We start from the raw sequence: 14510 nt of genomic DNA on the forward strand, positions 1-14510 counted from the left end.
CTGCAGGTCTAATGGTTCCTCTGCGGCTCTCGTGTTGTGGTGATTCGAGATTCCACGACAGGAGCCGTTGTTTTGTCTCGAGTTTCGCTTAATTCGCAGGCTGTGGATTTCTGAGAGCGCCGATAATGCGATCTCCTACTAGAACACCTTCACGCTTTTGAATAGACCCCTGTCACCGGCATTGGCATCAGCGCACATCTGGTAATAACATCAAGAAATGGCAACATTCCCGAATGTGCAACATGTTCAGGTCCTTATATTAATGGCGGGGAGCTAGACGATGCGGCTGCTAGTAAAACAGGTTACGGGTCGCGTCGCTGGCGACCTGATAATCCCCAGCTCCAAGTATCACGCACACCGGGCGCTGATCCTCGCGGCGCTGGCTCCGGGTCTGAGCCGGATAGCGGGCCTGTCCGATGCCGGTCACGTCCGGCACACGATCGCGGCGCTGCGCGCGCTGGGCACCGAGATCACGACCGAAGGAGACGTGTTCCTGGTCCGCGGCGGTCAGCTCCGCCCGTCCCGCCGCGAGATCTGGGTGGGCAGCTCGGGGACGACGCTGTATTTCCTGACCGGCCTGGCCAGCTTGGCCAGTGCCCCGGTCCTGATCACCGGACAGAAGTATCTCCAGCGGCGCCCAATCACCCCGCTGCTGGCCGCGCTGAGCGACCTGGGCGTGCAGCTCAGCTCACCGACAGGCGCCCCGCCCGTCCAGGTCCGGCCAAGCCGGCCCTCGGGCGGGCGGGTGACGATCGCCGGCACGCTGTCGCAGTGGATATCCGGCCTGCTGCTGCTCGCCCCGTTCGCGACAGGCCCCAGTGTCATCGAAGTCGAGGGGCCGCTCAACGAGCGCGGCTATATCGACCTGACCATCGCCATGATGGCCCGGTTCGGCCTGCACGTGGCGGTCAGCCCCGACGGACTACGGTACGAGATCGAGCCGGGGCAGCAGGCCGTTCCCGCGTCCATCACCCTGCCGCCCGACATCGGCGCGGCGGCGTTCGGGCTCGCCGCCGCCGCGCTGCATCCAGCCGACGTGCGGCTGGTCGGCCTGACCGCCAGTTCGTCCGCCCAAGTGGACCATCCCGAGGCCGCCCTGCTCGACATCCTGGCCCGGATGGGGCTGTCGGTTTCCGCCGAGGCAGGCAGCGGGTTCGTACGGGTGCGGCACGACGGCATCCGGCTGGCCCCGGTAGAGGTGAACTGCAGCTCGGTCCCCGACATGCTGCCGGTGCTCAGCGTCCTGGCCAGCGCCGCCAGCGGCACCAGCGTGCTATCCGATGTCGCCCATGTGCGGCTGAAAGAGTCCGACCGGGTTTCCGCGATGATGCAGATCAACCGGATGGGCGGACACGCCGAGCTGGCGGGCGACCGACTGCTTGTGACCGGCACCGGTGTGCTGCACGGCGCGGACCTGTCCTCCTATAACGATCATCGGGTGCTGATGGCGCTGGCGATCGCCGGGTCCCGCGCCGAGGGCGAGACCCGGCTTACCTACCCGAACGCCTACCGCATCTCCTACCCCCGGTTCCTGCAGGAGATGAACGCGATCGGCATCGAGATGGCGGTCAGCCGTGCGGATCGGTGACCAGGTACGCCGCTGGGCGCGGGAGCTGCCTGCCGAGCCGGCGGTAATCGACACCCACGGTGAAACCGGGCAGAGCGGGACCGCGCGGTGCTGGACCTGGCGGGATTTGGACGCCGAAGCGGACCGGCTGGCCATGCTGCTACTCGAACTCGGTGTCGTGCCGGGCGAGGCGGTCGCCTGGCAGTTGCCCAATGTCGCTGAGTTCGCCGCGCTGACCCTGGCAGCCACCCGGATCGGTGCGGTCTGCTGCCCGCTGATGCCGATCTTCCGTGCCCGGGAACTCAGCGACATGCTTCGGCGCTCCAAGGCACGGATCATCGTTATCCCGGACTCCTTCCGGGGCCGCGACTGCCCGGTGGAGATAGCCGGCGTGGCGCGGGCCGGCGGCCTGCGCCTGGAACATGTGGTGGTGCTCAGCGACAAGCCCCGCGAGCCAGGCATCGCACCAGGCGACGAGCAGCCTCGTCAAGGGCCCTGCCTGTCTTGGCACTGGTATGCCGATGCGACCGCGCGCCAGGTGCCAGACCAGGGGCTGCTAGAGCGCCTGGCGCCAGAGCCCGGCGCGATCGCCCAGCTCATGTTCACCTCCGGGACCTCCGGTGAGCCCAAAGGGGTACTGCACCGGATGGACGTGCTGACCCGCGCGGCGGCGGCACAGGCCCGCGCGCTCGGCCTGACCAGCCAGGACCGCATCCTGGTGCCGTCCCCGCTGGCGCACCAGACGGGTTTCCTGTACGGAATGTGGCTGGCGTTCGGTCTCGGCGCCCCGCAGATACTCATGCCGGTATGGGATGGCGGCGCCGGGCTCGACCTGCTGCGCCGCCACAGGGCTACCTTTATCCAGGCCGCTACGCCCTTCCTCGCTGACCTGGTGGAGATCGTCCAGGCCACCGGCCAGCGGCCAGGCACCCTGCGGATCTTCGTTGCGACCGGCGCCGCGATCCCCCGCCACCTGGCGGAGCGGGCAACCCGGGTGCTAGGCGCCGCCGTCTGCGGGGCCTGGGGCAGCACCGAGACCTGTCTCGGCTCGCTGTCGGTACCCGACGACGAGCCCGCCAGGGTCTGGGGCACCGACGGGCGGGCGCTGCCCGGCACGCTGCTGCGGGTCACCGACGACCGGGGGAATGTTCTCCCGCCAGGCCAGGAAGGCAACTTTGAGGTGCACAGCGACTGCCTGTTCGCCGGCTACCTGGACCGACCGGACCTGACCGAGCAGGCGGTGACACCGGACGGCTGGTACCGCAGCGGTGATCTCGCGGTGCTCGATGACCAGGGGTACGTACGGATCAGCGGCCGGGTGAAAGACATCATCAACCGGGGTGGGGAGAAGATACCGGTCGCTGAGATCGAACAGCTCCTGATGCGGCACCCGGCGGTGCGGGATGCCGCCCTGGTCGCCATCCCCGATGACCGGCTCGGGGAGCGGGCCTGCGCCTTTATCACCACCGTGCCCGCGCCGGACGGACCGGGGGGACCCGGTACGGAGTTCGGCTTCACCGAGATGCAGGACTTCCTGGACCGCGCCCAGGTGGCTAGGCAGTACTGGCCGGAACGGCTGGAGATCATCGACGCCATGCCGCGCACCCAGACCGGAAAGGTGCGCAAGTTCGTGCTGCGCGAGCACGCGCGGGCACTGATCGAAGCCGGAAAACACGTGAACGGGATCGTGAATGAGTCTGTGCGTACATCCGTTGCCCAGGAGAGCAGATGAGCATGACCGACAGCAGGGTAACCGAACTGAAAAAAGAGATAGAGGACTGGGTCCGCGGTCCCGGCGAGGAGTACGCGGCGGAGATCGAGCGGACCCATCAAGCCCCGGCGAGGCTGCGGGCCGAGCTGCGGGAACTCGGATATCTGCGGCTGGCGGCGCCGGAGAACTACGGCGGCCAGGGGATACCGTTCTCCCGGTACCTCGAACTCGCCGAACTCTTCTCCATGTCGCACGCATCAGTGCGGATGATCGTGCACGTCGCCAACGGGATGTGGCGAGCGATCAGCCAGTTCGCTGATGATGCCCAGCACAAGAAATTCGTCCTCCCCCAGGTGGCGGGCGCGATCAACGTGGCCTTCACCCTGACCGAGCCCGCCAGTGGTACCGGAGCGGACCTGCGGTCCGCGGTGACCCGTGACGGCGGCACCTATTATCTGTCCGGGGAGAAGCACCTGATCACCTTCGGTGTGGACTGCGACTACTGGCTGGTGTTCGCCCGGGTGTCGGGCAGCACGGGCAAGGACGGCACGGTCGCGCTGCTGGTGGACCGGCACTCCCCCGGCGTCACGGTCACGGCTATGCCCCTGACGATGGGCGTGCGCGGCACCGACCACGCACACCTGCTCTTTGACCAGGTGCCGGTCCCAGTGACCAGTCGGCTCGGCGCGGAGGGGCAGGGGCTGGATGTGGCGCTCGGCGGGTTCCTCACCCCCAGCCGGATCTCGGTGGCGATGAGCTGTGTCGGGCTGGCCCGCCGGGCCCAGGAGCTCGCGGTCGGCTACGCCAGGAACCGGGTGACGTTCGGCAAGCCGCTGACCGCCCGGCAGGCGGTCGCGTTCGCGCTCGCGGAGAACGCCGCCGATATCGAGGCGGCAAGGCAGCTCACGCTGCACGCCGCGCGGCAGTGGGAAAACGGTGCCCCCGGGGCGGGCGCGCTGGCCTCGATGGCCAAGCTGACCGCGGTGGACATGCTCACCAGGGTCACCGACAAGGCACTCCAGGCCCACGGCGGCATCGGCTACTGGGAGTCCAGCCCGATCGAGCGGGTGTACCGAGACGCCCGCGCGCAGCGCTTTGAAGAGGGCACCAACGAGATACAGAAGACCGTGATCGCCCGGATGATCTTCGAGGACGGCCAGTGAACGAGCCAACGGACGGCAAGGTCGCACTGATCACCGGCGCGTCGCGCGGCATCGGCAGAACGCTCGCGCTCACCCTGGCGCGCGATCGGGCGTCGGTAGTGATCGGCTACAAGAAGAACGCGGACCTGGCGAAGAAAGCCCAGGCGGAGGTTGAGCAGCTTGGCGGGCAGGCCATTACCATCGCCGCCGATATGGAGCGGCCCGAGGACATCGCCCGGCTGTTCGCCGCAGCCGCCGATGCGTACGGGCGCCTGGACTACTACGTGTGCAACGCGGCGGCCAGCGCATTCAAGAACATCACCGACCTGAAGATCCACAATCTGGACCGGACGTATGCGATGAACGTGCGCGCGTTCGTGCTCGGCGCGCAGCACGCGCTGCCGCTGATGAGCGGCGGGGGCCGGATCGTGGCGCTGACCAGCTACGGTGCCTCCCACGCCTACCCAACGTATGCAGCCCTGGGCTCGGCCAAGGCGGCGATCGAGGCCTGGGTGCGGTACATGGCGCTGGAGTTCGCCCCGCACGGAGTGAATGTCAACGCGGTCAACGGTGGGCTGATCGAGTCAGATTCCCTGGACTACTTCTACTCGGTACCGGGGATAGCGCCGCTGTCCACGGTGCTGGCGAAGATACCGAAACGCAGGCCGGGGACCCAGCAGGAGGTGGCCGACACGGTCGCGTTCCTGCTGTCGGCGGCGGCGGAGTACATCACCGGGCAGGTGATCGTCGTGGACGGCGGGCTGTCGGTCGTCTCGCCGCCGTTCACCAGCGACCTGCCCGCCAGCGACTGGCCCGATGACCGGCCTCAGCATCTAGGTCAGCCATGAGCGATCCGCTCCCCGCGGTGTTCTCCCCCGGCGCCATCGGCACCCTGTCGTTGCCGCACCGCGTCATCATGGGGGCAATGCACCTGGGGCTTGAGGCCCGCGACGACGGCGGGGCCGCGCTGGCCGCCTTCTACCTGGCCCGGGTGCGCGGCGGCGTCGGCCTGATCGTGACCGGCGGCGCGGCGGTCAACCAAGCCGGGGCGGGCGGGCCGCGGTACGGCGTGCTGACGGATCCCGGGTTCACCCGGCGGCTGGGCCATGTCGCCGCACGGGTGCACGACGCCGGCGGGCTGATCGCCCTCCAGCTTTTCCACGCCGGCCGCTACGCGCCCGCCGGGGCCGGCGGGCCGGTGGCGCCGTCACCGGTATTCAGCAGGCTCTCGGGCGCGTTGCCGTCGGAGCTGACCGGCGCGCAGATCGACCAGACGCTCCTGGACTTCGCCCGTGGCGCGACACTGGCTCGCGGCCTCGGGTTCGACGCGGTGGAGATCATGGGTTCGGAGGGGTATCTGATCGACCAGTTCCTGTCCCCGCTGACCAACCGGCGCGACGATGACTGGGGCGGCGATGCGGCCCGGCGTGCGCGGTTTGGGATCGAGGTCATGCGGCGGGTTCGGGCCGCCGCAGGGGACGGATTTCCGGTGATCTTCCGGATGTCGGGAACCGACCTGATGGACGGCGGGGTAACCCGCCAGGACACGATGAGTTTCGCCGGCGCGCTGGTCGCGGCGGGTGCGGACGCGCTCAGCATCGGCATCGGCTGGCATGAGTCGCCGGTCCCCGCCGTCCAGGGCGGTGTACCGTCCGGTACCTGGTCGCCCGTTGCCGCCGCCATCAAGGCCGCTATCACAACAACGGCGCGCACGGTACCGGTGATCACCAGCACTCGGGTGAACCGGCTGGAGACCGCGCAGCGGATCCTGGCACTCGGCCAGGCCGACTTCGTGTCGATGGCCCGTCCGTTCCTGGCTGATCCGGACCTGATGCATTCCGCGCGCCGACGGCGCCCGGTCAACATCTGCGTGGCCTGCAATCAGGCGTGCATCGACCGCTCGCTCACCCATTCCGGGCCATCGGTTTCCTGCATGGTCAACCCGCGTGCCGGGCGGGAAACGGAGCTGCCGCCGCCCACACGGACCGTCCGTCCGGCGGCTGTCGCCGTCGTCGGCGGTGGTCCCGCCGGGCTTGTGGCGGCGCGGGAACTGGCCGCCGCCGGCCACCGGGTCACGCTGCTGGAGGCCGCCGGGCAGCTCGGCGGGCAGTTCCGCCTGGCCACCCAGGTGCCGGGCAAGGACGACTACATCTCCTCGATCCGCTACCTGGCCGCGGAGCTGGTCGCGCTCGGCGCCGAGATCAGGCTGGGGCACGCTGTCCCAGGCAGCAGTGACCTGCTGCGTGGCTTCGCCGGCGTGATCGTGGCCACCGGCACCAGGCCGCGCCGCCTGGACATTCCCGGCACGGCACTGCCTCATGTGCTCAGCTACCCCGCTGCGTTCACGGCGCGGCTCGGGGAACAGGTGGTGATCATCGGCGGCGGCGGCATCGCGGTGGATATCGCGCACTACGCCAGCCAGACCGGCCCGCCGGGCAGGGCTGTGACCGTGCTGCACCGGGGGGGCCGGATCGGCGCGCGCCTGGGCAGGTCAACCCGGTGGGCTGTCTTGGGCGCGCTGCGGGCCCGGGGCACCGTCCTGCGCACGCAGGTGCGCTGCGAGCGGATCACCCCACACGAGGTCTGGATTGCGCGCGGCGACGGTACCCCGGAGCGGGTGCCCGCAGACACAGTGGTGATCGCCGTCGGGCAGGTAGCCGACGCCTCGGCCGCTGCGGCGGCCCGGCGGTCCCACGTGTGGCACCGGGTGGTCGGCGGCGCCCGCGACGCGGCGGGAATGGACGCCGTACAGGCCACGGCGGAAGGATTGCGCGCCGCCCGTGAATTCATCATGCGAAGTTGACATGACCAGGATCTCCGTTGCATTTTTGAATCAAATGAACTTGCATAACGAGATCTTTATGATTGTCGTCAATATTAGATGAGGAAATCGGATGCCGATAACATCTCGATTCAGCACGGCCCTCTGCTTTACCGATGTAGTTCAAGAACAAGCGGCTAATTATCCCGAATCTCCGGCTATTGAGTATGTCGCTCATAGTGGAACTCCGGCTGACATTGTTTCCCTCTCCTACCGTGAGCTGGATCTCGCGGCTCGGCAGGTGGCAGCCGCGCTTATGCGGGTGTGCACGCCGGGAGATCGCGCCCTGCTGCTTTTCCCCGAAGGGCTCGACTTCGCCGCGGCATTCCTGGGCTGCCTATACGCGGGCGTGATTGCGGTGCCGTCGCCGCTGCCCGGCAGGTACGCCCACCAGCAACGACGGGTCGCGGCGATCGCCCTCGACGCCAGACCAGGCGCCATCCTCACCACCGCCGCGACCCGGGACGAGGTGCGGGCCTTCGCGGGCTCCTCCGGCCAGGGCCAGGTCCCGCTGCTGGTTCTCCCGCTGCCTGATGAGGCGCCTGCCGCTGCTCTGCGCCCGCGCCGCGTGGACTCGCTTGCCCTGCTCCAGTACACCTCGGGCTCAACAGGCCGTCCCAAGGGCGTGATGCTGACCAACGGCAATATCATCGCGAACGTGGCGAACCTGGTAGCCACGTTCGGCCTGACCGCACAGACCAGGCTGGGCGGCTGGGTCCCGCACTACCACGACATGGGGCTGATGGCCCTGATCCTCCCGGCCTGGTATACGGGCAGTTCGGCCACCATGATGAGCCCGGCGGCGTTCCTGCGCCGCCCGGTGCGCTGGCTGGAAATGGTGGACAACCGTAACCTCACCTGGTCCGCTGGCCCCAATTTCGCCTATGACCAGTGCACCCGGACGGTAACCGATGAGCAGATCGCCAGCCTCGACCTGTCGAATTGGCAGTACGCCTCCAACGGTTCCGAGCCGGTGCGGGCCAGCATTCTGGATGCCTTCGCGCAGCGCTTCGCCCCGGCCGGGTTCCGGCGCGAAGCGCTCAATCCCTGCTACGGTCTCGCGGAGGCCACCGTATTCGTCTCGGGGACCGGCTGCCGCGCCCCGGTAATACTGCGCGCCGACGAGGCGTCACTGGCTGCTGGAATACTGCGCGGGGCCGATACCGCAGAGGAGCACACCGCCACCCGCGACCTGGTGAGCAACGGAACGGTTCGCGGGCTGGAGATCCTCGTCGTCGATCCGGACTCCGGCGAGATATGCGGTGATGGCCAGATCGGGGAACTGTGGCTGCGCGGTACCAGCGTCGGCGCCGGCTACTGGCGAAACCCCGGCGAGACCGAACGGGTCTTCAACGCCACGACAGCGGATGGCCGCTCGGGTTATCTGCGCACCGGCGATCTCGGCGCCATCCGCAATGGCGAGCTGTTCGTCACCGGGCGGATCAAGGAGCTGATCATCGTACGGGGCCGCAACATCTACCCCCAGGACATCGAGCACATCATCCGCGAGGAGATCCCCGACCTGCGCGGCCTATTCGGCGCGGCCTTCAGCGTGACCGGCGCCGACGGCGACGAGCTGCTGGCGGTGATCCACGAGATCAGGCCGAGCACGAAAGCGGACCGTCTGGCGGGCATCGGGGCCGAGATCAGGCAGGCAGTGGCACGGGAGACCGGGGTGACCATCATGGGGCTGGCGCTCGTCCGGCGCGGGACGGTGCGGCGGACCACCAGCGGGAAAATACAGCGCCTGGCCATGCGTGATCTGTTTCAGGCCGGGGAGATCACCGCGCTCTGGTCATCGGTGCACCCGTCAATGCCGACCCAGCCGCTCCAGGCCCCGCCGGAGCGTGCCTGGTGACCTGGCAGGCCAGCGCGGCGCTGGGTCAGACTGAGCTAGCCCAAGTCGAGGAGGCGATGAGCGCCGCGACCGGTCCTGGCGGGCCGCTGTCACCCGATGCCCTGCTCGCCCTCGATGACCAGCAGGAGTTCCCGGCAGACGCCACGGCATTTCTGGACGCCATCGGGGCCGCGGAGTTCTACGCTGACCACCCGGACGGCGATGTCCTGCGGCGGCTGCCCGCGCTGACAGCGCTGATCAGGCTGCTGGCCCGCCAGGATCTCACACTCGCCGTGGCGCACGCCAAGACCTACCTGGGAGCGGCCTGCGTCTGGGTAGCCGGTGACGACGCGCAGCGCAGGCGGCTCGCGACCCAGGTACGTGACGGCGCCATCGTCTCCTGGGGGCTCACCGAGCGCGGGCACGGCGGCGACCTGCTCGCCGGCCAGGTACACGCCGAGCCGTCCGGAGACGGATGGTCCCTGACCGGGGAGAAATGGCTGATCAACAACGCCACTCGCGCCCAGCTCATCTGCGTCCTGGCCAGGACCAGCCGCGAGGGCGGCCCGCGCGGCTTCAGCCTGCTCCTGTTCGACAAGCGGCACGCTGAACCAGGCACCTGGCACGCGCTGCCCAAGGTGCCCACCCACGGTGTCCGGGGAGCGGACATCAGCGGGATTGGGTTCACCAGGGCGCACCTGCGCTCCAGCGCCCTGATCGGCCAGCCGGGCACCGGCCTGGAAACTACCCTAAAGACACTGCAGCTCACTAGGGTCGCGGCCTGCGGGCTGTCGCTCGGGGCACTGGAGCACGCGCTCGTGCTCGGCGCCGATTTCGCGCGGCACCGGACCCTGTACGGCAAGCGGCTGGCCGAGGTGCCGAATATCCGGCAGATGCTGGGACGGTGCCTGGCGACGCTGCATGTCGCGGAGGCGGTCACCTTCGCCGCCGCAAGGCTCGCTGCCACCGCGACCAGCGAGATGGCCGTGGCCAGCGCGGTCGCCAAGGCTCTCGTCCCCGAGCTGTGCCAAGAAGCGATATCCGCGATCGGCGAACTGCTCGGGCTGCGCGGCTTCCTGACCGCCGATGAGCCATACCGGGCATTCCAGAAACTGGACCGGGATCACCGCATCGTCCCCATCTTCGATGGAAGCACCGCGGTCTGCCGTTCCCTGCTCGTCGAGCACTTCCCGCTGCTGGCCCGCGGCGCTCCCACCGCGACCTGGGATAACGATCTCCTGGCGGTCCCGGCGCGGTCCGCGCATGTGTCCCTGCTGAGCTTGTTGTCCCGCCGGTGTTCGCTGACGGACCAGCTCGGCCCGCTCAGCGAGCTGATAACGATCGAGGCCCAGGCAGGCCGCCTGCCGGACCGGGTACCGGCGCTGGCCGCCGCTGCCTCGGCGGCCCTTGAGGCGACCCGGACCCGGATGGCTAGGCTCTCCTGGGAGCCGCACCAGGTACCGCAGGAAGCCTTCGATGTCGCCCGCGACTTCGAGCTGTGCTTCGCCGCATCAGCCAGCTGCCACCTGTGGGCGCACGGCCAGCGGGACCCTGGCCCCGCCAGTGCGCCGCTACTGTCCAGCGAATGGCTGGGCAGCGCACTCGCGGTGATCGAGGGGAAACTTCCGGAGCAGCACCGCACCGGGCTCACCCACGGCGCTGCCTTCGACTCACTGGCCCAGATTCTGCTGGACGCCCGCGATGACGACCGGATGCCATCGCTGTCCTGCTCCGGGGTGACAGCGATATGAACCTGGCTGACGGCCCAGCGCGGCTCGCCCGCCTGGAGCACGAGTTCGGGGATCCCTTCGAGCCTGGCAACCCTCTCGGGTTCGCCCCGGTTCTCGCAGCGGATGAGGCCGGGACCCCATTCGGCCCCGGGGAGGACACGCTCGCGGAGTTCGGACTGAACGCGGAGTTCGTGCCGTCGCGGCTCGGCGGGCGGCTGGACCGGCTCGATGACCTGGTCCAGATCATGCGGGCGATCTACCGCCGTGATCCCTGCATGGGGCTGGGGTACGGCGCTAGCTCGTTCATCGCCGGCGTCAACATCTGGGCGGCGGGCACCCCGGAGCAGCAGCAATCCGCCGCTGACCTGCTGCGTTCCGGGCAGCGGATCGCCGTCGCCTACCACGAGCTGGCCCACGGCAACGACATGGCGGGTACCGAATGCCGGGCCGACTGCCAGGCCGGGCGAATCACGCTCAACGGGCGCAAGGAAGTCGTCACCAACCTCCAGCGCAGCGAGGCGTTCGTGCTCTTCGCCCGCACCTCCGCCCAGCCTGGTCCCCGGAGCCATTCCCCGCTGCTAATCAGCAAGGGGTCGCTGGACCCCCGGCGGTTCCGTTACCTGCCCCGGTTTGCGACGATGGGGATGCGCGGGGTGCAGCTCGGCGGCATCGAGTTCCGCGATTGCCCGGCGCCGGAGTCAGCGCTGCTCGGGCAGCTAGGCCACGGAATGGAGATCGCGCTCCGCTCCTTCCAGATCACCAGGACGACCCTGGTGTCGATGTTCTGCGGGATACTGGACACTGGGCTTCGCACCGCTATCCGGCACACGACCAGGCGTCGGCTGTACGGCGGCCCGGTCATCGCCATGCCGCATGTGCGGTCGGTGATCGCCGGCGCATACGCCGACCTGCTGGCAGCCGACTGTTTCGCGTCCGTGGCCACTCGCGCACTGCACCTGCTGCCAGCACAAACCCCGGTGTACGCCCAGGCGGTCAAGTTCTTCACGTCCAAGATCCTCATCGACGCGATGAACGACCTGTCGCATGTCCTCGGCGCGCACTTCTACATCCGCGACGGCGAAGCGGCCATCTTCGCCAAGCTGCTGCGCGACATCCAGCCCGCCGGCTTCGGGCACGCCGCCCGGGCCGCTTGCCAGGTGTCGCTGCTGTCCCAGCTCCCGCTGCTGGCCCGGCGCGGCTGGGCGGAGCCCGCCGCCGTGCCCGACGAGCTGTTCGCCATCCGCCCCGCCCTGCCGGAGCTGAGCCTGGCCGACCTCGCCATCAGCGCCGCTGGCCGGGAAGGATTGTCCGGTGCGCTCGCCGCCGGGCTTGCGGCCTCCCCCGCAGGTACCCTGCACGAGGATGTCGCCCAGCACGCCGGGTACTTCGCAGCCGAGCACCGCCTGCTGACCGCGCAGTGCCGGGACCTCGGCATCGACTCGCTGGGCATCATGGCGGACCCCCGGTCCTATGACCTGGTCACCAGGTATGTCCGGGTCCTGGTGGCAAGCGCCTGCTTCGAGACCTGGCGGCGCACCAGCAGCACCGGCGACGGAGCCAGCGACCCAGCGGCGTTCATCGCGGACCAGCGCTGGCTCGCGGCGGTGCTGCACCGGTTGCGGGCCGCTGCGCGGAACCGGCCCGCGAGCCTGCCGCCAGAACTAGCCGATTTCCTGGTCCACGAGGCGGCCGACCGGCTGGACCGGCGGCAAGGGCTGGGCCTGGCGGCACCGGTCTGCCTGTGAATCTTCCCGGTGATGCGGCTCGCTGAAGACGGCTCTGGCACATTCTCTGGATGCTGTTGGTGATCTTCATTGGGTGGGGCGTGGGTTTTGGCAGAGTTGCTGGAAAGGGCTGCGGGAACGGGGGGATAGGCGCCCGGGGTGTAGTGGTCGGCCAGGCGGAGGACGTTGGTGCCTGCCGCGGTCAGGACGTGCTGAACGTGGGTCTTGGCCAGGCCTTTGTAGCGGCATTCGCGTAGTCCGTGGGCTCGGGTTGTTTTCCGAGACGGTGGCTTCGCAGCCGGGCAGGGACAGCGGGGTGCTCCTGCCCATCCTTGGCCCGGCGGCGGAGCCTCCGCCCGAGCGAGGTATACCGGACACCCACCCATGTCGAATGGGAGGAATTCCTCGGCCTCGAATGCCGCAAGGTCTCCACCGGAATCTGCGGGCGAGCGCGACATGCCGGCTCTTCGAAGTTAGGCGGGGTTGAGACATCTGCGGCTTCTACGGGTGGTCGCGCAGCGGGTGCGTAAGCGTTGGTAGTCGGGGTTGCGGAAGCCGTAGGCATCGCGGGCTACGGTCTTGATGACGCGGTTGGTGCCTTCAGAACCCGCGTTGGTGATCCCGGTCTGCAGGAACGCGAGGATCTCGGGCCACCAGGTCTCGATCGTGGTGGCCAGACGTTCGAGTTCGAGCAGGCCGGAGGTGGCGCACCGGTCGTAGAAGCGAAAAAAGCCAATCCGCGATGACGTGCCGGTCGGGATGGGGGCGGGCCAGGGCGAGTAGATCAAGGAGGTCCTCCTCGGCGTTCCACGCGGCCAGGATCGGCCGCCCGAGCGTCTTCGGCAGCGCCTCCAGATCGTCGACCATGGGATCGAGTTGAGTGCCGTGCATCCGCCGCGCCGAGCGCATCAGCCGGTTACGCAGTTCCCACTCGCGGTTGCCCTTGCGGCCGCGCCGGCCACGAACCTGGACGGTGACCCGGCGGCGGACCTCAGTGACAGCGGCGTTGGCCAGCTGGACCACATGGAAATGATCGACGCCCAGCGTGGCGCGCGGGAGCGCCTGGCGGACGGCTGCCTTGAAGATCGTGCACATGTCGATGGCCATGAACTCCACCCGGTCCTTCCAGTCCTGGCCGCGAGCATCCAGCCAGCCGACGACGGCTTCGCTGGTTCGGCCCTCGACCTGGCCGAGCAGCCCTTGACCGCCGGACAGGTCCACGAACCCCACATGCCATCGATCCACCACCGCCTTCCACGCCTGGGCGGCTTCGTCGAACATCCCCAGCACCGCGACCGATTGTGGCTCGCCGGGCAGCACGCGGGCGGCGTGCGCGGTAAACGCGGCCGACACCACCGGCCACGACAGCCCGTGATCGCCGGGCGGACTGCACGACGGTACGACCGCCGTCGGCGACCGCCGCCCCCGACGCCTGCCGCAACCGAGCGGTGAGCCTGGAGCGCGCCGGGATCTGAGGCACGCACTCGGTGAACGACTTACGCGGACACCGCGGCTGGTCATAGTCCCAACGCCGCTTACGCCATCGCAGGTCACAGCGACGCCCCGCGACAGGGAGATCCCGCGGCCGGGTGACCACCCATTCCTTCATCCGGGTCGCGAATGTCCCGCACGCCGGGCAGGCACGCGCCCCCTCGTCCCAGGTCTCCAGATAGACCACAGGCCCCTGACCAGCATCCTTGCCCTCGGCGACGACCTTGGTGACAGCCACGCCTTCCAGCCCCAGCAGCTGGGTCGTATCGTTGACCACGCTCGCGGCTCTTCTGTTGTGAGATCTTGCTTTGACAAACAAGAATGATCAACGAGAGCCGCAGGCCTTCTCAAGATGCCGGCCTCAGTCCGTCACATCGTCACCAGGCACGCTCCGGCGCTCAACCCCGCTTAACTTCGAAGAGCCGACATACCTCACAACCGACCCATCCGCGTTGCTCCGCTGGGTGACCCGCAAGTACATGACTAC

At 68.7% G+C, this 14510-nt stretch carries 10 protein-coding genes and 1 pseudogene; 8 read left to right on the plus strand and 3 right to left on the minus strand.

Going from position 1 to position 14510, the window contains the following annotated elements:
• The first annotated feature begins 280 nt into the window (after nucleotides 1-280).
• The 8 genes from aroA to ACIBVN_RS54030 all read left to right on the plus strand — a co-directional run bounded on the left by aroA (nucleotide 281) and on the right by ACIBVN_RS54030 (nucleotide 12553).
• On the plus strand, nucleotides 281-1588 hold the full coding sequence (gene aroA / locus ACIBVN_RS53995; protein WP_397149581.1) for a 3-phosphoshikimate 1-carboxyvinyltransferase: 1308 nt from the start codon (nucleotides 281-283) through the stop codon (nucleotides 1586-1588).
• Nucleotides 1575-3299 (plus strand): AMP-binding protein, encoded by a 1725-nt coding sequence (locus ACIBVN_RS54000; RefSeq protein WP_397149583.1) that lies wholly within the window; start codon nucleotides 1575-1577, stop codon nucleotides 3297-3299. Before aroA ends, ACIBVN_RS54000 begins: the two co-directional genes overlap by 14 nt.
• Nucleotides 3296-4441, plus strand: a complete 1146-nt coding sequence (locus ACIBVN_RS54005) for an acyl-CoA dehydrogenase family protein (RefSeq protein WP_397149585.1) — start codon at nucleotides 3296-3298, stop codon at nucleotides 4439-4441. Before ACIBVN_RS54000 ends, ACIBVN_RS54005 begins: the two co-directional genes overlap by 4 nt.
• A complete protein-coding gene (locus ACIBVN_RS54010; protein ID WP_397149587.1) occupies nucleotides 4438-5268 on the plus strand; it encodes an SDR family oxidoreductase in 831 nt (276 codons plus the stop codon). Before ACIBVN_RS54005 ends, ACIBVN_RS54010 begins: the two co-directional genes overlap by 4 nt.
• Entirely contained in the window at nucleotides 5265-7223 is a 1959-nt protein-coding gene (locus tag ACIBVN_RS54015; RefSeq protein ID WP_397149589.1) for an FAD-dependent oxidoreductase, read from the plus strand. The genes ACIBVN_RS54010 and ACIBVN_RS54015 overlap by 4 nt, the downstream gene beginning before the upstream one ends.
• A gap of 91 nt (nucleotides 7224-7314) precedes the next feature.
• Entirely contained in the window at nucleotides 7315-9099 is a 1785-nt protein-coding gene (locus ACIBVN_RS54020; protein ID WP_397149591.1) for a fatty acyl-AMP ligase, read from the plus strand.
• Nucleotides 9100-9155: 56 nt separating this feature from the next.
• The gene (locus ACIBVN_RS54025; protein WP_397149593.1) at nucleotides 9156-10829 is read left to right on the plus strand and encodes an acyl-CoA dehydrogenase; all 1674 of its coding nucleotides are present in this window, start codon (nucleotides 9156-9158) and stop codon (nucleotides 10827-10829) included.
• Nucleotides 10826-12553 (plus strand): acyl-CoA dehydrogenase family protein, encoded by a 1728-nt coding sequence (locus tag ACIBVN_RS54030; RefSeq protein ID WP_397149595.1) that lies wholly within the window; start codon nucleotides 10826-10828, stop codon nucleotides 12551-12553. The genes ACIBVN_RS54025 and ACIBVN_RS54030 overlap by 4 nt, the downstream gene beginning before the upstream one ends.
• Nucleotides 12554-12753: 200 nt before the next feature.
• On the opposite strand, the pseudogene ACIBVN_RS54035 reads toward ACIBVN_RS54030, so the two are convergent.
• The 3 genes and pseudogenes from ACIBVN_RS54035 to ACIBVN_RS54045 all read right to left on the minus strand — a co-directional run.
• Nucleotides 12754-12990 (minus strand): annotated as a pseudogene (locus ACIBVN_RS54035) (hypothetical protein); the annotation flags it as partial.
• Between the two features lie 15 nt (nucleotides 12991-13005).
• Complete coding sequence (locus tag ACIBVN_RS54040; protein ID WP_397149670.1) at nucleotides 13006-13227, minus strand: transposase; 222 nt, start codon at nucleotides 13225-13227, stop codon at nucleotides 13006-13008.
• Nucleotides 13133-13885, minus strand: coding sequence for a transposase (locus tag ACIBVN_RS54045; RefSeq protein ID WP_397149597.1), 753 nt, complete (start codon nucleotides 13883-13885; stop codon nucleotides 13133-13135). Before ACIBVN_RS54045 ends, ACIBVN_RS54040 begins: the two co-directional genes overlap by 95 nt.
• Nucleotides 13886-14510 lie beyond the last annotated feature (625 nt).

This window comes from Nonomuraea sp. NPDC049400 (genome assembly GCF_044466425.1).
Taxonomy (GTDB): domain Bacteria; phylum Actinomycetota; class Actinomycetes; order Streptosporangiales; family Streptosporangiaceae; genus Nonomuraea.